This window comes from Paenibacillus sp. NRS-1760, assembly GCF_050467785.1.
Lineage (GTDB): Bacteria > Bacillota > Bacilli > Paenibacillales > Paenibacillaceae > Pristimantibacillus.
In genome coordinates this window covers 546,754-563,478 of sequence record NZ_JBITPK010000014.1, presented here as the reverse complement: position 1 = coordinate 563,478, position 16,725 = coordinate 546,754, and the positions used below count along the sequence as shown (strand labels likewise).

The following is a 16,725-nucleotide window of genomic DNA, read 5'->3' as shown; positions in this document are numbered from 1 at the left end:
GCCGTTTCGACAGTTATCATACAGCCTCCCTTGCCTCTTCCATCGCCCTGTTCAAACGGGACATTAACTCATTGCTGCCGCCTGTATCAGGATGATACTTTTTGGTTAAAACGCGGAACGCCTTTTCGATTTCTGCCGATGTTGCATTCTTCGACACTTCAAGCACCTTCCACCATGAATCCGGCTTCACATTGGTTTGTTTCTTAGCTCCGCTTTGCTCCTTCGATTCATGATGTGTACGATCCAAGTTTACGAATTTGTTGAATTGCTTTAAGAAGGCAAGCTCGACTGTACCCACAGGGCCATTGCGCTGCTTGGCAATGATAATCTCGATGATGTTCTTCTTCTCCGACTCCTTGTCGTAATAATCATCGCGGTACAAAAAGGCGACAATATCCGCATCTTGCTCAATTGATCCAGATTCCCGCAGGTCGGACATCATCGGACGTTTGTCCTGGCGTTGCTCAACACCACGACTTAGCTGCGACAGGGCGATAACTGGAACGTCAAGCTCACGAGCGATTTGTTTTAAAATCCGTGAGATATATGATACTTCCTCTTGACGGTTGTTCCCGATTCCGGTTATAAGCTGCAAGTAATCAATCAGGATCATACCCAATCCATGATCACGCTTGATTTTGCGGCACTTGGCGCGAATTTCGGTTACCGAAATTGCTGGCGTATCGTCAATGAGAATCGGCATTTCGGCTAGTTTCCCACTTGCAACAGCAAACATTTCCCAATCTTCATCAGTTAACTTACCAGTCCGAAAGCGTAAAGAATCGATATTCCCTTCCGCGCAAATCATCCGCCCCACAAGCTGTTTGTTCGACATCTCAAGGCTGAATATAGCTACATACTTCTTTGTCGATTGTGCGGCATTGCGCCCGATATTCAAGGCAAGTGCAGTCTTACCTACGGATGGACGAGCAGCTACAATTATTAAATCGCTGTTCTGGAATCCTGCAGTCATACGGTCAAGATCGGTGAAACCGGAGGGAACGCCTGTAATCTCCCCGTTCGGGTTTTCGCTCTTAGCCTCCATGTCCTCGCACACTTCTAGTACAAGGTCTTTAATGTGCATATATGGCTTCTTCGTAATGGTCTGATTAGTCAATGCTTCCATTTGCGCCTGTGTGGAAGCAATAATTTCGGACGGATCGTCGAGCTGACGTGCTCTCTCGATTCCAGAGGCAAAACCCGCTATAATTTCCCTTTGGGCATATACTCCTTTTACTATTTTGATATAATGTTCTACGCTGGAAGCTGACGGCGTTGAACGCGCCATATTAGCCATATAGCTGACCGGCTCTCCATCACTCAGCCATCCCTTTACTCGCAACCTCTCAGTAACAGTTACAAAGTCTATAGGTGTTCCGGTATCAGCGATCTCCTTCATGCAGCGGAATAGCCGCCTGTGCACTTTGTTGTAAAATTCTCCCCCGCTAAGGTCACTCAAAGCAGTATCTGCTGCCTGTTGGCTAATCAGCATTGCTCCCAGAACCCCTTGTTCAGCTTCCAGATTCTGCGGTAATGGCGATTGTTCTGGTTCCGTCTCTATCGTTGGTGGTGGAAAGTGCAATTCGCTTCATGGCCTCCTTTACCGTCTTAGGCATCGGTACAAACGTTTCTTTATCCCGATTCTCCAGCATGATCATTGTCTCTGCGGCATCGAGTACAGCAGGCCCTTTCGCCTGTAGAATCGACTTCGCTGCTAAAATGCCAGGACGCGGCGCGTACTCGTTATCGGGATTCAAGGCATAAGCATCAAGGTTCACTTCTGCTTGTTCAAACGGTATATGCTCCAGCACACGCAGCCACTCTTCGACCGTATAATCGTCATAAGAGAAGTTAAAAAGGTTAGCCATTCGAAAGAACAACGTCCGTATTTCCGACTCTTTCACGCTCTCTAGCCTCCCTTATTTTTTCTGCGTCTCGGTTATTCCGTTCTGCTGTTTTATTTATTCCAGAAGATTTCTTTCCCTTACCGCCTGTCATCTTCAAGCACAACTCAGGGTATTTTTTGCGAAGGCTTGCTGGGCTTAAAATATTCTCCTGCCAGAAAGGATCGGCAACCACCCAGCGAATCACATCTCCAACCTCTTGCTTAGGCCGCTTGTCCAACTCAATGATCTTCCGAAATTCATCCGCCCATTTTTGGAAGTTTGAATTTTGAATCAGATGTGCTTTTCCGATGCTGCTAACATAACTTTGCAATTGTTCGTGAAAATAGATTGCCATCTGAAAATAGGGATGGTCCTCGGCATACGATTTTGATTGCCGAGAAGAAATCTTTACTATCTTTTTCTTACTCTCCTTCTCCTTCTCCCTCTCCTTCTCTATTTGTGTATTTTCTGCAAGCATGTTGCTCCCTTTAACTTCGTTAATGTATACATTAATGCGGTTGTTGTATGAATCAACCAAATTGATAGGGTAACTGACCTTGTTAGCAGCCTCTTGGAGGTCAATTAAGGTGAATGCCTCGATGAAGGTAATGCTTTTCCTGCGTTTCGAAGCTCCAATATACCGATTCTGAATTCCTCTAGAAGTAAGTATGTGGTAATCATCAAAGCATTTATGATCGAAGAAACCCCATTTAATACATTCAATAACTAAGTCATTTATAGAGTTAATGTTCACATTAACTCGATTACTGAATACAATTTGCTCACGTTCTGTCCACGAATAGTAATAGCCGTTCTTGTAAATTTCCGAAAGAAGACGAATGACTACGCCAAACCCCTCCATGCCGAATTTACCGATAACGACCACTAGCTTATCATCCTCATGAATGTCTACATCCAGCGGGAAATAATCCAAGCCTTCTTTCACAGGACGCGCCATACTGCCACCTCGCTATGCGTTAAAAATATGAAATTAGACTGGAATGATTTGAGTTTCCTGAGAGTCGTTGACAACATGAATCTGATGCGGTTCCACTTTATACACTAACCAATCACTCGGATTAAGCTTGACGCTTTCCATAGCCTGTTTCTGTCGGCGCGTAGGACGCTTGCCGTTCTTCATTCCTTTATCCTCCCTCCCCATTTGAGTGGACCACGCTGCAAGATCTCTGCAACGTTTGATGCGTCCATAGGGAAGGGCTTCTTGCCATCGTCCGGCTTAAACAACATGAAATGACGTGCGCGGCCCCACATATCGCCTACGGTACCTCTAGTGCCGCATGTCAGTCTAACTTTGTCGTCCTTAAGCACAAGCATGTACAATCCCCTCCCTGATACTTACCTCGCATCGTCGGAAGCCCCCAGCTGACGCTCAGGACACCCGACGATAAAGGCAATCGCCTCTATCGCCTTGCAAACACTTCTATAACGCAACTTCTTTATCTGAGAGATGTGTAAAGTACTGACCGCAACAATAAGGACATCGTGGCTCATCTGTAACATCTGGGTTAATTGCATATTCTCCATCGCATTTGTCACTGGCACATCGGTAAAATGAAAACTTCTTAAATTGTTTTTGCATTATGAAATCCTCCGTTGCCGATTTTGTCGAATGGTGCTATAATTTAAATAACTAATAGTTTTACAAGCATTACTTACTGTCCAATTGGCGTTGGGCAGTTTTTCTTTTGTCTCTTTTACAATTTTCAAATCATACATACTAAAAAACGATGTAATCATTACTCCGATAAACGACAAAGCTCCTATCGCTTGCCACCACCAACTATTAATCAATTAATCTCCTCCTATTAAGCAGCTCCCGATACTTGTAAAATTGTTTGTAAGATTGTTGCTGGATCGACACCGTATAGAAAAGCTATTCCAACCTCTACATGGTTCGTAATTTTCGTCCAGTCACGAAATGTAGTAATGTCAATTGTTTGTTTACCTCTCTCATACCTACTTACATCTGATTGACTTCTGTGCATTTGCGCCGCTAGCTTGTCTTGGCTTATTCCGGCTTTTTCTCTGCAAATTTTCAATAAATCCGCCGCAGTCATTTCTAATTCACCTCCCCCCATCATCCATAACTCGCATGGCGCGGGCGAACGCTAATGTTTTACAATACAGCTATACCGTTCGATTACATATGACTCTAAGTTGATGTATTGCTTTGCCAACGTTCCCCTACCTCGCCCGACATCAGCGTTTTGATGTCGGGCATTTTTTAAGCAACATCATTTCTCCTGAAAATCGAATCTGAAGCGTTCTTATCAATCCATTCTGTATGCTGCTCAACCCAGCGAACAAACAAGTCTCTCGGAATGAGGGGATTCCCGAACTCACGACAAACCGGAAAATCAGCGCGATTCATTATTTCTGTAGCCTTTGTCTCACCAATTCCCAATATTTCTTTAAGCTTGGAGCGATTGATCATATAAGGAAGATTATTAACGAATGAGTGCTTAGCCATTTCTTCAGCAATTGTAGTTTTAATGATTTGCTGGAGTTGCGAGAAATCCAAATTCACAGATAATAATTGTTGATTCATGTAGTTACCGCCTTTCTAATCTTTTTTCTTTAAGCAGTCTTTATGAGGTGATCCAAAACATCAGCCGGTATTTTTTCACGATACGCTGCAGCTTTGAGTTCAACTTGGTCAATATTCAAAACAATTGCTAATGCATCATTAAACTTATCGCTAGCTGGCGGCTTTGAATCATTTTGCAATTTACTTAAGTAACCTTTATCAGCACTTATACCAGACTCCTTAAGGCTTTTTGCAACTTGAGATAAGGAGTAACCCGATTTCAATATTGCTTGTCTAACCAGTTCGGAATATTTCAAATAAGCACCTCCCTCTCTTGTAGTCATAAATAAATAACGTTATCTTTTAATTACTACGTTGTCATAAATTTACCACAACAAATAATCGTTGTCAATACTTAGCAACGAGTTGTATTTTATTAACTATAGTATTGGATACCAAACCCGTTGACTATAAATGACAACGAGGGATACAATAGAATTAAGAGGTGAAATCCAATTGAATTATAAAGATTTATTAAAGAAATATATTGATGATTCCGGCTTGAGTTTACGTGAAATCGAGGAAAAAATGCGCAGTAAAGGACTATCAACTAATAAGGCTTATATAAGTAAACTACAGAATGGCATTCACCCTCCTGCTGGAGAAGAAATAACTCGAGCTTTAGCTGAAGTGACTGGAGGAGATGCTGAGGATCTGATATTGGCTGGGTATATAGATAAAGCCCCAGAAGAGATTAAAAACACTCTTCTTGAGGCTCAAAAGAAAAAAGTAATATTCGTATTAATTGAATTTTTGGTTAAGTACGTTGAGAACCATCGAAGCGATAAAAGCGTAGATCCTAAGATATTACATGACATAGAATTAGCAAATTATAAATTTGCGAGAGATTACAAATACGAACTAGACTTAGGCAATTTACCAGAACATCCCGAACATGCAATCACTTTATTATCTGGTCTTAGGGATGCATTTTTCCCTCTTCAAGATACAATAAGCCAAGATGGTATTGAAATTAATTTTTCTGATTACTTGCCGACAAAAACTAAAAATATAATGTTACAAGAAGCTCAATCAACAGATGAAGAAATAGTGATAAAAGATGCCTTCGAAAGAAAAATACAATTTTTTAAAGAATTAGAAGATGAATTAGGTCTTGATTTAAACGATCCTGCTGTTCAAAACATGCTCAAGGGAGCTGCAAAAATCCTGTTCGCTAAGAAAGACTAGATTAATTTGAGACAATTTATCAAAAATGATGCCTTGGTGTAAATCATCTTCAGCAAGAGAATTTGCAATGAGTAAAATTTTCTTTGTATCTTCATTGTTCACATAAGCACCCGCCCTGTTGTTCTTTTCGCACGAACATCCGTTCTTATTTACCCATTGTATACGAACGCTTGTTCTTATACAATACTTGTATTACTATAATTATAAAGGGAGCAACACGATGCGGTATGTACCGGGTCGTTGCTTGCTTCGTCAATTGATACACGAACAAAGGAAAACCCAAAAATGGCTCTGTGGTCGAACTGGAATCAGTCAAAGTAACATGTCGGATTACGTGCGCGGTGAAAAGAAGATGAGCGCCAATACGATGAAGACTGTAGCCATGGCTTTGGGTGTCCATATGGATGATCTCTATGAATGGATAGAGATTACAATTGACGATAGCGAGTAGGAGAGAAATTCTCTCCCGACCCGTACATTACTTCTAAGTTCTTAGATGTCATGTCTATAGTTGTATTATAAATGAGGAAGACGGCGGTTTGTGTCGTAAAATGTCGATTGCGCCTTTGCAACATAGGGGGGTCGAAATGCATTAAATTTCTGTGACAATTATCCCATAACACTTCTACTGGAAACTTCAACAGTTGTCCCATCAATAAAAGTTATGATTGTCCCAGAAGTTTTTTTTGTTTCATGCTTTACTCTATCCCAATTTACTATCGTGGATTTATCTGCGTAGTTAAAACCGTGCTGTATGAATGCGATGGAAATATCTTTTAAAGTGAGGATTGGGGCTAGTATTCCTTTACTTGTGTGATAAACGGGAAACGATTCGGCGTTTTTATGAGGGCGAAACCTTTTAATATAGTTTATGTCATCGCGAGTAAACGACACGAAATCACTATTGTCTCCCTTTCTATTTTCTATTTTAACTCCTAGCATGATCATCCCCTATTCTATTTAATGTTAGCTTCATTTTAAGTTGGCAACATTATGTAAGTCATCGAACAAAATCTGGAATAAGAATCAGTCGAACGGAACTGCTAATAAACAAAGGGGGAATCACAATGGCATCTTTCACAAAAATCCCTGCCAGAAACAAGCAAGGTTACAAATGGATCTGTGTTAAGGATGCTCCTCCAGATCCTATTACCGGAATAAGGCAACAGATCAGACGGAGAGGCGATACTAAAAAAGAGGCAGAAGCAAAAGTTGATATTGTCATCAATGAAATGCTAGGCCAAGGATCTATGAAGCCACCAAAAAATTTAACTTTCGAGGATACTGCGAATGACTGGTACGATCTATACTCGAAAACAGGGGTTAAAGAATCAACTTTAAAAATCAGGCGTAATAGTATGGATGTCTTATTTAAATATTTTAGAAAAGTAAAAATAATCACTATTACCCGCTCAATGTATCAAAAAGTTTTAAATAAGTTATTTGATGAGGATTACGAAAGATCGTCTTTGATACTTTATAACTCTGCAGCCAAGATGATTTTTGAACATGCTGTAACTAATAACTGGATCAAAGAAAACCCTCAAAAGGGTGCTGTCGTTCCGATGAAGAGACTAACCGTAGAAGAAATTGAGAACTCTTCTCTTGATGACGAATATTTGGAAACTCAAGAATTGAAAGATTTTTTAAATGCTGTTATGACTCATGGTCTGAAATTCGACAAGAGTATCTTTTTTTTGCTAGCTTTCTCAGGCTTACGACCTGGTGAGTTATGCGCCCTTGGATGGGTAGATTTAGAAAAAAATAGAGTAAGAGTCACAAAAACATTGTATACTGAAAAAAACAACATGCGCGATTACAAATTGACCCCGCCAAAGACAGAGGGATCAGTTCGTAACTTCGACATTGATTTCGCGATTGTGACAATACTCGACGAACATCGAGTCGCGCAAAACAAGTCCAAGGAGCTGATGATAAAACTAGATGAGTATTTGCATGACGGGAATTTCATCTTTTGCAATGAAAACGGTTACCCTTTGAATCAATCGTTTATCTTAAGGAGAATGAAACGGCTCCTAAGTATAGCGGGTATAACAAAGGAAGTAACTCCTCATTCATTTCGCCACACACACATCAGCATGTTGACAGAAGCCGGCGTACCGTTACCCATTATAATGAAAAGAGTGGGACATGATGATCCAAAAACAACCATTCGAATTTACACGCATGTGACTCAAAAAATGCAACAAAAGACAGTTGAGAGCGTAAATGATCACTTCTCGGAATTAATTCAATTGGGCTTGTCGCAGAATACGTGACTTTTTCGTGACTTAAAGTCACAACAAGAAAATCAAAACGCTTGATTTCCTTGGTATTAAAGGGATTTTTAATTGTAAGTATAATATAATATGGATATTCTATTAAAAGGAGCGCTTACATAATGATCCAATGGTACTATTCGCTTTCCGTGCGCAATAAGCTGCTAATTACTTCTTACCTAAATTTAGCAGTGTTTGCCCTCATTATGCTTGTCATATTATCAGTATCAGGCGGCTCGCTTATCGCTGGAATTATTTTCACAATCATTATGGCAATCGCTACGCTTCCACTCGTTTCATTCATCGAGAGATCCATTAATAATTCATTTGATGAAATTAAAGGAACTGCACTTCGTATTTCCAAAGGTGATTTCACTCAAAAAATCGACACAACGTCTTCATCAGCTTTAGGCGAGCTTGGACATTCGTTTAACAGTATGATTGATAAACTTCGCGACATTCTTACGGAAACAACGAACATTATCCGTCATGTGTCCGATACAAGCCACAGCATTTTTGACAAAAATAATAATATTCAAATCGCGATGCAGCAGGTTGCTGCTTCTGCAAACGAGCTTGCTACTGGCGCAAACGAAATTTCCGAGGACGTTTCGGAGATGAGCGAATCCATTACTGAGATCGAAGAGAAAGTTTCCGATTACGCTACCTCAACAAAGGAAATGAACACACGCTCTGAGCAAACGCTTCAGCTCGTAGACAAAGGGATGAAGGCTCTTGATATTCAAGCCGACGGCATGCGCCGCAACGTTGAGGCAACCGAGAAGGTATCAGCTACAATTGAAGATCTAGCCCGCAAAGCAAGAGGCATTAGTGCAATTACGACGACTATTTCCGATTTGGCTGAGCAAACGAACCTGCTTTCATTGAATGCCTCTATCGAGGCTGCAAGAGCAGGCGAGCACGGACGAGGTTTTGCCGTAGTTGCACAGGAAGTCCGCAAGCTTGCTGAGGAATCCAGCGCTTCAACTAAACAAGTATTCAACCTCGTGAAAAGTATTGACGAGGGTATCAAGCAAACGATCAGCAATATGAAAACAAACGAAGAGGTCGTTAAGCTGCAAACCGAGCATATTAAGGAATCCGAAGTCGTATTCTCAGAAATTGTTCAAAGTGTTCAATTTATTACGGATAAAATTTATGTTTTCTCCCAAGAAAGCGACGCTATGCTTGAGAGTGCCCGCAAAATTTCCGGAGCCATCCAAAATATATCCGCGATTACGCAGCAATCGGCTGCTGGCACGGAGCAAGTTTCCGCTTCGATGAATGAGCAGATTGCATCTGTACAAGCGGTGGTAGAAGAAACCGAACGCATGCGTACAATGGCGGCTCAGCTGCTCAGAACTATTAATGTTTTCAAAATGAAATAATCAATTTTTTGATTGCTTATCGCGCAACAAAAAAAAGACCATAATCCTTCCATTCAAAATGGATGATTATGGTCTTTCTTAATTTACGCCTGCTGCTTGCAGCGATATTCTTCACGCTGTTCTACACGAACACTTTCTTTAACCCTTGGGCAAGTATAACAATAATAGCCGCCATCAACTAAATAATACAAGCAGCAAGCTGCTTTCAGCCGAACTTGCTTATCTTTGTCTCCCAACGACTCTGTCATACGGAATTTCACATCAAGCGGATTTTTGCTTCTGCCGAAAACCTCGCCATCAAGCGATTTGACCATTTTGAAATGAGTCACAATGCTTTGCTTTACCTGTTCATCTGCTTCGGCACTCAGCATTCTGTCATACCCATATTCAAGCGAGGTAGGAAGCTGGCTCCAGAGCATGCCTACTTTCAACGTTCCTACCTTCGCAATCAAGTCAAACACAGGACGTATCGTATGCTCAAACAAAGAGCTGATTTTATCCTTAATCCACATTTCTTGTTCTTCCAAAGGTAGTGGAGCCGCTACAAATTCAGAGTTATGTAAGTAAAAGCTGACAGCAATATATTCATGATTGTTATATTCAGCCTTGTATATTTGAACCGTTAAATTGTTAAGTGATAAATCCGGCGCTTGTTTCAAAACAGACAACGTATAAAGCAAGCCCAGCATAGGCCCGCGAAACCAACCTGCCATGTACACTTCCCCTACGGAAGGGTCCATGCCTTTAACTAGCGGTGTATAGAAAGCTAATAATTGCTTCAATTTATTCTCATCCAACAGATCTATTGCAGGGCAGGTAAACAGAAGATTTTCTCGTTTATTTACCGTTAAATCATAGCTGTCCTCCAACATCGCAAACAACGCTTCATTCATTGATGTTCTCGTCCTTCCATAACATGAATGTACAATAATAAACGATACGATTTATTATACAACGGACGAAAATGATTATCAATTGCATTTCATTATCTCATCGTGACAGTTAACTCACCAAGCTGCTCGATTTCCACGGTTACCACATCACCTGATTTTAAATAGACCCTTTGATCTCTCGGGTATCCGATTACTACCCCTTCCGGAGTGCCTGTTAATATGATATCGCCAGGTACGAGTGTCATATGCTTAGAAATGTAACTAATTATAGATCGGCAAGAAAAAATCATATCTTCCGTATTCGAATGCTGCTTTTGAACACCGTTTACGCGGCAAGAAATAGTGAGCTTATCCGGATCATTTACTTCATCTGCCGTTACGATATAAGGACCAATTGGTGCAAATCCGTCGCAGCTTTTGCCAAGCATCCACTGCGATGTACGGCGCTGCAGGTTCCTCGCTGACAAATCGTTAGCGCAGCTATAGCCAAAAACATAATCAAGCGCATCCGCTTCTTCGATGTTTTTTGCCGTTTTTCCTATAATGATCGCAAGCTCAGCTTCATAATCCACTTCATTGCTCGTAAGCGGCAGCTCCACCTTATCACCATGTGCACTCAGGGCATTGGCAAATTTATTAAACAAAATAGGGGTGGTCGGAATTTCAGCTTTCGTCTCCTCTGCATGCTTGCGGTAATTTAAACCGACGCAAATTATTTTTTGCGGGTTCGAAACGACCGGTGCGTAAGCGAAATTTGTGTCCTCAAGCACATACATGTGGTTGTTAGTTGCAACGACAGCCTCAATAACCGCTTGAAGTTCCGCTAATGCTGTTTTACCGCCTCTTATAACTTCTTCTATAGAAAGAGGAGCTGGAATATCCAGAGCTTGAGAGGCCATTTTAATATCAATAATTCCTAAGTCAACCTGCACGCCGAGTCTTAGTTGATCGGATTGCTTAAACTGCAATAATTTCATAAAAGATAACCTCCCTGCCATGAATTGGTGAACTATGTTTAGTTTAAGCCTCTCTTTTTTTAAAGTAAAGCGCATGAAAGTATGCAGCATGGGTAAAATAGCGGCACGGCTTGTTTACAATCAATCATGGGGACTGATGCAAATGTGGAAAACACCACATAAAATGGGGAAGACTGTGGCTGGCATTGCTTTAATCGGTTGTATGCTGCTTAACCTATCAACCGATTCCTATGCTTCAGCTGCCGATAAGCAGCAAATAGCTCAGTTCAAACCTGCAAAAGAATCAAAAAAACGAAAAACGGCTGTCGTGTCTTGGGATAGGCTTCATAGGCAATTTCCCAATACCTTTCTCCTTAATGGGCCTCGTAATAAGAAAAGAGTTGCGCTAACGTTTGATGATGTGCCCGATCCAAGATATACACCAGCTATTTTGGATATATTAGCGGAGCATGATGTTTGCGCTACTTTTTTTATTGTAGGAAATCGTGCTGCCAAATACCCTGCATTAGTAAAGCGGATACATAACGAAGGGCATGTCATTGGTAATCACTCTTATGACCATGCTATTTTTTCAAAGCTTACTTTAACGAAGTATCAGAAGCAAATTTGGCGAACGGACACCATAATAAAAAATATAGTCGGATATTCTCCTCATTTTATACGACCGCCATACGGAGAACTGCTGCCTCAGCAAGTAAGATGGAGCAAGCAGGCTGGTTTTGCTATCGTCAACTGGGATGTGGATTCCATAGATTGGAAAAACAATCCTAGCAGCGCATTGGTGCTGCAAAATATAAAAAGAACACTTCAACCTGGATCGATTATTTTACAGCACGCAGGCGGAGGAGTCGGCCAAAACTTATCCGGCACGGTTGCTGCACTCCCGAAGCTCATCCAATTGCTGGAAAGCAAAGGGTATGAGCTCGTTACATTGCCTGAGCTCGTCGGACAATCCAAAGCCCGTTAAGTTTTCTGTACAAAAAAGGCAATCCCTCCTGAAGAGTGGATTGCCTTTTCCATCTAAATTTTTATTCAAGAACGAATACTTTCACGTTTTGGATACCAAAAGACATGGCTTGGCTTGTTGAGCCTGGTACAAAAATATCAACGCGATTGCCTTTAATCGAACCGCCAATATCTGTTGCTGTTGCAATCATACCGCCTTGCGGCAAACCATTATAGGAATACCCTGTCACATAAAGCTTTGTGCCAAGAGGTATCATTTTCGGATCTACGGCAATCGTACCAACCTGGAGCTTGTCTCCAAAGTAGTCGACTGCTCCCCACTTGCCATTCTCAGATGCTGCTGCTGTATAAGCCGTAGCTTGTACGAGAAGTGCTTTCGAGTAAGCGTATTCTTTACCATTCATGGCTTTAACTGTTTTTGCGGAGTCGTCAGCTGCTGAATTCATCGTTGCCGGTTTCTTCTCTACAGAAGCTTCTGCGGAAGGTATCGTAAGCTTTAAACCTTTATAAAGGTTTAGCGGATCTATCTTAGGATTAGCTTCCATTAGTGTATCCAAAGGTACACTGTACTGCTTGGATAGCTTCCAGAATGTATCATTGTCATTCGCTGTATGTGTTTTCGAAGCTGCACTTACTGTTCCTGCTGCCATCATAACCGATAATCCTACTACTGCTGCTGCTAATGTACGTTTTTTAAACATGGGGTAAATCCTCCTGGGCGTTCCCGAAGTTTCACAACTTCGATCACGTGATTATAAATCTTGTTAAGGGCGGTTGTCCGCCCTTAACGTATTGCTTGCTGTTTTCTAAGGTCTAAGGAAAGACTAGCCGATAAACATTTGAACCCATTCGCCGTTTACATAACCAACGCCGATTTTTGTAAAGTTGCCGCTAAGAATGTTTGCTTTGTGACCTGGGCTGTTCATCCAAGCAGTCATAACATCTTGTGGTGTTTTTTGACCAGAAGCAATGTTCTCACCAGCATAAGAATAAGTCACTCCGAAAGAACGCATCATATCAAATGGAGATCCGTATGTCGGCGATGTGTGGCTGAAGTAGTTGTTAACGTCCATATCTTTTGCTTTCTCTGACGCTACTTTCGTAAGAAGCGTATCACTCTTCAAAGCGGACAAGCCAACTTTAGCACGTTCCTTATTCACTAAGTCGACAACTTGTGATTGATAAGCACTCAAATTGGAAGCTCCTGTGTCGGTACCTGTGCCTGGTTTTGTTTCAGTTCCTGGTTTTGTTACTGTTCCAGTACCTGTTCCTGGTTTTGTTACTGTTCCAGTACCTGTTCCCGGTTTTGTTACTGTTCCAGTACCTGTTCCCGGTTTTGTTACTGTTCCAGTACCTGTTCCCGGTTTTGTTACTGTTCCAGTGCCTGTTCCCGGATTAGTTACTGTTCCAGTGTTACCGCCTGTTGTAGGCCATTGAATGAAGCTGCCATTCAAAAGCTTGCTAATATCTATTCCATATTTATCACCGATCTGTTTGATCGTATCTTGGCTAATGAGGCATGGTTGTTGAATCGTGGAGAAAGTTTTCACAGCCGGTGCTGCACCTGCCGTTGGAGCCGTAAAACCTGCGCCGATCACCGTTGCTGCGATTATGCCAGCGACACCTACACGTATTGGTTGCATCTTCATGAATGAATCCTCCTAATAAGATAAGTTTTTGTAAAAAAGCGTCTGACGACTGAAGCTTTTTCAGCTGCGCATTCGTTTTGTTTGCGCATCGTTCTTCCTGACGCCACTTATCTTACCATGGGGTTTTTGGTGTTTCATGACACAAAAACTGGTAATCATGTGAAAATAGCTAGCAAAACAGCACCATTACTGCTTTATGAGAATATGCTCATCACCGTTTTTTGCTGCTTTTAGAGCTGTCCGCTAGATTTTCGAAGCTCATTTGCGAGCCGATGAATTTCATCTTTCTCCGCTTTTGTGGTTGCTGCAAACCATGCTGGAGAGAGCCAAGTAGAGATAATTTTGTTAGCATCCGCTGCGTTCATATCAACATCCCTCCAGTCGCGAACAAGCTCTAAAAAAGCCGCTTTGTTAACTGAACTTCCTGGACATGTTTTCGCTGGATTCATTTCGCGATGAAACAAAATTTGACTGTCTGGCAGCTTCCACATGGCAGCAATTTGACTTGTCAGCTTAACGGCTGAAGCAAGCTGAGCACCTTCCAGCTTCTCAGCTCCAACATCAAAATTACCGATCATCTCGAACATAAACGGATGTATGCGGTCTGGATCAGGGTCATTGTAGCCAACAGCAGAGGCCGGCGCCTCCAGAAGAGAACGACCCTCCCATATATAGCCGTCAGGGTCGATCGTTGCGTGCTGGGCGATATCACCCCAATTTTGTGTAATCGCATGAAACCGCCACATCCCTTGAATGATTTTCATTTTATCCGCAGCTCTGCGATAATCCACAATAGTCGGCTTCCATGTTCCATGCACATGAATCTGCGAAAACTTCACTTTTGATACGAATGGTTTCAAATACTCAACATACTCCGCAAAAGTAAACCTTTGAAAATATTTGCGCTCTACGACCATTTCGTTTCGCATCCCCTCGATAAACAATTGCTATATTTTATGCGATACATGAATGAATCGAGACGGCAAACACATAAAAAAAGCAAGCCATGGATAAATTCCACGACTTGCTTCTTGTTTATAAATCTATTTTTGCTTATCGAGTGCCGAGTTTGATGTTGCCCGTCTCCGACTCCATGCTTATTTTGATATCACCGCTGCCGATTACACCTTCAATGTGATTTTCCGTTTCCTTGTTAACTGAGAAACCATCCCAATCCACCTTGCTGTTTCCGGTATCCTTCTTGATACTTATAAAAGCCGAAGCAGGCTGTTTATTTGCATTTACGATAATATTCCCGGTATCCGTCTTAATTGTAAGATCGCTGCGCAATTCGTCTGTTTCAACTCGTACATTTCCCGTATCAGATTCTGCTTTTAGGGTGCCTTTTCCGTCCGCTATATTAATGTTTCCAGTATCTGTTTTAAATTCAAGCTCCTGAGCCGTGTAATTCGTTAATTTTATATTGCCGGTATCTGATTTTAATTTCATTTTGTCAGCTTCCATCTGATCCACTACAATGTTTCCTGTATCGGTTTCAATATCAACTGAGCTCCATAGCTTTGCAGGCACCTCAATCGTCAGCTTCAAGTTAACGATAGAAATACCGAATGTAAAACGATCCTTCGTATTTGCCTCAATATTAAGCGTATCCCCTTTAGGAGCTGCCGTTAGGATGACGTCTCCAGCAAGCTTTTCACTTACATCTCCTTCAAGTCTCACTTTAATATCATCTGCTGTGCCGGGAACGAAGGTTATATTAAACGTATCCGTCTCCGCATGGATTGAGCGAATGGACGATGCATCAATCGTTTTTTCCTGCAAAAAAGGTTCGCCCTGAAATTTCGTTACAATCTCATCTTTATCGAATACAAAAAACGCGCATAGTACTCCTATGCCAAGCAAAATTAATGCGAATGCCGCTAATTTTTTCATTTGTTATTCCCCTTTACAATTCTTGTATTGAATTTCAAATATTTTAAGGTCATTTTATAGAAGGAAGTTGTAAGTGCCTTTAAGCCGATGATGAGTAATATCGTAATTGAGCTTGTAATCAAGCCTATCGTCAATGCCTGCGGCTTAGTGAATGTACCGTTCCACAAGCTCTCTGCCATGATTCCGATACCGCCTACGCCAATACCCAAAGCTGCCGCCCATAAAGCAACAATGACCGACGCCAGAGCCAGATAGGGGCCTAGAACGAATATAATATTGAATAAACCAAGGCTTGCTGTTGCAAATACAGCTTTTGAGAGCTTTCCGAAGCCCTTGTTCGTCTCTGCCTGATTAACTCGGTATCCTAGCAGCATCTCGTTCGCAATCATCCTTGGATCTCCCAGCTCGCTTGCTGCTTGCTCCTCGGTTTGACCATTCTCTACCGCTTGCTGAAAATGAAGATAATAATCGTACAGCCATTCCTTCCGCTGCGGCTCTGGAATGACTTTGAGCATGCTCTCAAGCTCCAACATATATCGATCTCTTGTCGTCATGGTCTTAAACCTTCCTCTACAATTTCATTTACGGATTGCGTGAAACTTTCCCATTCTGCAATTAATTTGCGCATATGACTCCAGCCCTCTGCTGTTAATTGATAATATTTCCTAGGCGGGCCTTCAGTTGATTCCTTCAAGTAGGTTGAGAAATAGCCGTCCTGTGTCAATCTGCTTAGTAATGGATATACGCTTCCGACAGCTACTTCAAACTTCTCGGAAATTTTAACAGCCAGCTCATAGCCGTATCGATCTCCCCTTGTCGCAAGCACAAGAACGCATATTTCAAGCACGCCCTTTTTAAATTGAATGTTCATTTCGTGTCCTCCATCATTGAAGTTCTAATTCTTCGGTACTGTATGTGGAAAGATACTAAGCATAACTTACTATTAATCAATACAGTATAGCATTGTACAGCAATTCCGTCTTTTGTATAATTTACCA

The 16,725-nt window shown here is 41.6% G+C and carries 23 protein-coding genes; 5 read left to right on the top strand and 18 right to left on the bottom strand.

Features of this window, described 5'->3' with window-relative positions:
* Positions 1-16 precede the first annotated feature (16 nt).
* From dnaB to ACIFSR_RS21730, 9 genes are all read right to left on the bottom strand, one after another.
* Positions 17-1,582: a replicative DNA helicase gene (gene dnaB / locus ACIFSR_RS21770; protein WP_430059893.1), complete on the bottom strand. Its 1,566-nt coding sequence runs from the start codon at positions 1,580-1,582 to the stop codon at positions 17-19.
* Positions 1,512-1,904, bottom strand: a complete 393-nt coding sequence (locus ACIFSR_RS21765) for a hypothetical protein (RefSeq protein ID WP_430059892.1) — start codon at positions 1,902-1,904, stop codon at positions 1,512-1,514. The genes dnaB and ACIFSR_RS21765 overlap by 71 nt, the downstream gene beginning before the upstream one ends.
* Positions 1,861-2,844 (bottom strand): DUF4373 domain-containing protein, encoded by a 984-nt coding sequence (locus ACIFSR_RS21760; RefSeq protein ID WP_430059890.1) that lies wholly within the window; start codon positions 2,842-2,844, stop codon positions 1,861-1,863. The genes ACIFSR_RS21765 and ACIFSR_RS21760 overlap by 44 nt, the downstream gene beginning before the upstream one ends.
* A 33-nt stretch (positions 2,845-2,877) precedes the next feature.
* A complete protein-coding gene (locus ACIFSR_RS21755) occupies positions 2,878-3,027 on the bottom strand; it encodes a DUF6906 family protein (RefSeq protein WP_430059889.1) in 150 nt (49 codons plus the stop codon).
* Positions 3,024-3,221: a hypothetical protein gene (locus tag ACIFSR_RS21750; RefSeq protein ID WP_430059887.1), complete on the bottom strand. Its 198-nt coding sequence runs from the start codon at positions 3,219-3,221 to the stop codon at positions 3,024-3,026. Before ACIFSR_RS21750 ends, ACIFSR_RS21755 begins: the two co-directional genes overlap by 4 nt.
* 264 nt (positions 3,222-3,485) lie before the next feature.
* Positions 3,486-3,698, bottom strand: a complete 213-nt coding sequence (locus ACIFSR_RS21745; RefSeq protein ID WP_430059885.1) for a hypothetical protein — start codon at positions 3,696-3,698, stop codon at positions 3,486-3,488.
* Between the two features lie 14 nt (positions 3,699-3,712).
* A complete protein-coding gene (locus ACIFSR_RS21740; protein WP_430059883.1) occupies positions 3,713-3,964 on the bottom strand; it encodes a helix-turn-helix domain-containing protein in 252 nt (83 codons plus the stop codon).
* 167 nt (positions 3,965-4,131) lie between these two features.
* A complete protein-coding gene (locus tag ACIFSR_RS21735) occupies positions 4,132-4,455 on the bottom strand; it encodes a DNA-binding protein (protein WP_430059881.1) in 324 nt (107 codons plus the stop codon).
* Positions 4,456-4,484: 29 nt separating this feature from the next.
* On the bottom strand, positions 4,485-4,751 hold the full coding sequence (locus tag ACIFSR_RS21730; protein ID WP_430059879.1) for an XRE family transcriptional regulator: 267 nt from the start codon (positions 4,749-4,751) through the stop codon (positions 4,485-4,487).
* Between the two features lie 199 nt (positions 4,752-4,950).
* On the opposite strand from ACIFSR_RS21730, the gene ACIFSR_RS21725 reads away from it, so the two are divergent.
* Together ACIFSR_RS21725 and ACIFSR_RS21720 are read left to right on the top strand one after the other, a co-directional pair.
* Positions 4,951-5,682 carry a helix-turn-helix domain-containing protein gene (locus ACIFSR_RS21725; protein ID WP_430059877.1) on the top strand — a complete coding sequence of 244 codons (732 nt, stop codon included), beginning with the start codon at positions 4,951-4,953 and terminating at the stop codon, positions 5,680-5,682.
* A gap of 220 nt (positions 5,683-5,902) precedes the next feature.
* Entirely contained in the window at positions 5,903-6,133 is a 231-nt protein-coding gene (locus tag ACIFSR_RS21720; RefSeq protein WP_430059875.1) for a helix-turn-helix domain-containing protein, read from the top strand.
* 158 nt (positions 6,134-6,291) lie between these two features.
* On the opposite strand, the gene ACIFSR_RS21715 is transcribed toward ACIFSR_RS21720, so the two are convergent.
* Positions 6,292-6,624 (bottom strand): LytTR family transcriptional regulator DNA-binding domain-containing protein, encoded by a 333-nt coding sequence (locus ACIFSR_RS21715; protein ID WP_430059873.1) that lies wholly within the window; start codon positions 6,622-6,624, stop codon positions 6,292-6,294.
* A gap of 125 nt (positions 6,625-6,749) precedes the next feature.
* Here ACIFSR_RS21715 and ACIFSR_RS21710 point away from each other — a divergent pair, with 125 nt between their 5' ends.
* Together ACIFSR_RS21710 and ACIFSR_RS21705 are read left to right on the top strand one after the other, a co-directional pair.
* Complete coding sequence (locus ACIFSR_RS21710; RefSeq protein ID WP_430059871.1) at positions 6,750-7,961, top strand: tyrosine-type recombinase/integrase; 1,212 nt, start codon at positions 6,750-6,752, stop codon at positions 7,959-7,961.
* A 125-nt stretch (positions 7,962-8,086) separates the two neighbouring features.
* Entirely contained in the window at positions 8,087-9,349 is a 1,263-nt protein-coding gene (locus ACIFSR_RS21705; protein ID WP_430060426.1) for a methyl-accepting chemotaxis protein, read from the top strand.
* An 83-nt stretch (positions 9,350-9,432) separates the two neighbouring features.
* Here the strand turns inward: ACIFSR_RS21705 and ACIFSR_RS21700 are convergent, their stop codons facing one another.
* Both ACIFSR_RS21700 and ACIFSR_RS21695 read right to left on the bottom strand, forming a co-directional pair.
* Positions 9,433-10,242, bottom strand: coding sequence for a (2Fe-2S)-binding protein (locus ACIFSR_RS21700; RefSeq protein WP_430059870.1), 810 nt, complete (start codon positions 10,240-10,242; stop codon positions 9,433-9,435).
* A gap of 92 nt (positions 10,243-10,334) precedes the next feature.
* Positions 10,335-11,219, bottom strand: coding sequence for a fumarylacetoacetate hydrolase family protein (locus tag ACIFSR_RS21695; RefSeq protein WP_339204497.1), 885 nt, complete (start codon positions 11,217-11,219; stop codon positions 10,335-10,337).
* A gap of 88 nt (positions 11,220-11,307) precedes the next feature.
* On the opposite strand from ACIFSR_RS21695, the gene ACIFSR_RS21690 reads away from it, so the two are divergent.
* Positions 11,308-12,186: a polysaccharide deacetylase family protein gene (locus tag ACIFSR_RS21690; protein WP_430059868.1), complete on the top strand. Its 879-nt coding sequence runs from the start codon at positions 11,308-11,310 to the stop codon at positions 12,184-12,186.
* Positions 12,187-12,247: 61 nt separating this feature from the next.
* Here ACIFSR_RS21690 and ACIFSR_RS21685 read toward each other — a convergent pair whose 3' ends face one another.
* The 6 genes from ACIFSR_RS21685 to ACIFSR_RS21660 form a co-directional block, all read right to left on the bottom strand.
* Complete coding sequence (locus tag ACIFSR_RS21685) at positions 12,248-12,886, bottom strand: 3D domain-containing protein (protein ID WP_430059866.1); 639 nt, start codon at positions 12,884-12,886, stop codon at positions 12,248-12,250.
* 123 nt (positions 12,887-13,009) lie between these two features.
* Positions 13,010-13,834 (bottom strand): CAP domain-containing protein, encoded by an 825-nt coding sequence (locus tag ACIFSR_RS21680; protein WP_430059865.1) that lies wholly within the window; start codon positions 13,832-13,834, stop codon positions 13,010-13,012.
* Positions 13,835-14,064: 230 nt separating this feature from the next.
* Positions 14,065-14,751, bottom strand: coding sequence for a peptidoglycan recognition protein family protein (locus ACIFSR_RS21675; RefSeq protein WP_430059863.1), 687 nt, complete (start codon positions 14,749-14,751; stop codon positions 14,065-14,067).
* A 136-nt stretch (positions 14,752-14,887) separates the two neighbouring features.
* Positions 14,888-15,727: a DUF4097 family beta strand repeat-containing protein gene (locus ACIFSR_RS21670; RefSeq protein ID WP_430059861.1), complete on the bottom strand. Its 840-nt coding sequence runs from the start codon at positions 15,725-15,727 to the stop codon at positions 14,888-14,890.
* The gene (locus ACIFSR_RS21665) at positions 15,724-16,281 is read right to left on the bottom strand and encodes an HAAS signaling domain-containing protein (protein ID WP_339204503.1); all 558 of its coding nucleotides are present in this window, start codon (positions 16,279-16,281) and stop codon (positions 15,724-15,726) included. The genes ACIFSR_RS21670 and ACIFSR_RS21665 overlap by 4 nt, the downstream gene beginning before the upstream one ends.
* On the bottom strand, positions 16,278-16,598 hold the full coding sequence (locus tag ACIFSR_RS21660; protein ID WP_076267484.1) for a PadR family transcriptional regulator: 321 nt from the start codon (positions 16,596-16,598) through the stop codon (positions 16,278-16,280). Before ACIFSR_RS21660 ends, ACIFSR_RS21665 begins: the two co-directional genes overlap by 4 nt.
* Positions 16,599-16,725 lie beyond the last annotated feature (127 nt).

Bases quoted from the DNA above. Each gene is read 5' to 3' on its own strand.
- ACIFSR_RS21760 (WP_430059890.1), bottom strand. From the start codon at position 2,844: ATGGCGCGTCCTGTGAAAGAAGGCTTGGATTATTTCCCGCTGGATGTA.
- ACIFSR_RS21755 (WP_430059889.1), bottom strand. From the start codon at position 3,027: ATGAAGAACGGCAAGCGTCCTACGCGCCGACAGAAACAGGCTATGGAA.
- ACIFSR_RS21750 (WP_430059887.1), bottom strand. From the start codon at position 3,221: ATGCTTGTGCTTAAGGACGACAAAGTTAGACTGACATGCGGCACTAGA.
- ACIFSR_RS21740 (WP_430059883.1), bottom strand. From the start codon at position 3,964: ATGACTGCGGCGGATTTATTGAAAATTTGCAGAGAAAAAGCCGGAATA.
- ACIFSR_RS21735 (WP_430059881.1), bottom strand. From the start codon at position 4,455: ATGAATCAACAATTATTATCTGTGAATTTGGATTTCTCGCAACTCCAG.
- ACIFSR_RS21720 (WP_430059875.1), top strand. From the start codon at position 5,903: ATGCGGTATGTACCGGGTCGTTGCTTGCTTCGTCAATTGATACACGAA.
- ACIFSR_RS21715 (WP_430059873.1), bottom strand. From the start codon at position 6,624: ATGCTAGGAGTTAAAATAGAAAATAGAAAGGGAGACAATAGTGATTTC.
- ACIFSR_RS21710 (WP_430059871.1), top strand. From the start codon at position 6,750: ATGGCATCTTTCACAAAAATCCCTGCCAGAAACAAGCAAGGTTACAAA.
- ACIFSR_RS21700 (WP_430059870.1), bottom strand. From the start codon at position 10,242: ATGAATGAAGCGTTGTTTGCGATGTTGGAGGACAGCTATGATTTAACG.
- ACIFSR_RS21695 (WP_339204497.1), bottom strand. From the start codon at position 11,219: ATGAAATTATTGCAGTTTAAGCAATCCGATCAACTAAGACTCGGCGTG.
- ACIFSR_RS21690 (WP_430059868.1), top strand. From the start codon at position 11,308: ATGGGTAAAATAGCGGCACGGCTTGTTTACAATCAATCATGGGGACTG.
- ACIFSR_RS21685 (WP_430059866.1), bottom strand. From the start codon at position 12,886: ATGTTTAAAAAACGTACATTAGCAGCAGCAGTAGTAGGATTATCGGTT.
- ACIFSR_RS21680 (WP_430059865.1), bottom strand. From the start codon at position 13,834: ATGAAGATGCAACCAATACGTGTAGGTGTCGCTGGCATAATCGCAGCA.
- ACIFSR_RS21675 (WP_430059863.1), bottom strand. From the start codon at position 14,751: ATGGTCGTAGAGCGCAAATATTTTCAAAGGTTTACTTTTGCGGAGTAT.
- ACIFSR_RS21670 (WP_430059861.1), bottom strand. From the start codon at position 15,727: ATGAAAAAATTAGCGGCATTCGCATTAATTTTGCTTGGCATAGGAGTA.
- ACIFSR_RS21665 (WP_339204503.1), bottom strand. From the start codon at position 16,281: ATGACGACAAGAGATCGATATATGTTGGAGCTTGAGAGCATGCTCAAA.
- ACIFSR_RS21660 (WP_076267484.1), bottom strand. From the start codon at position 16,598: ATGAACATTCAATTTAAAAAGGGCGTGCTTGAAATATGCGTTCTTGTG.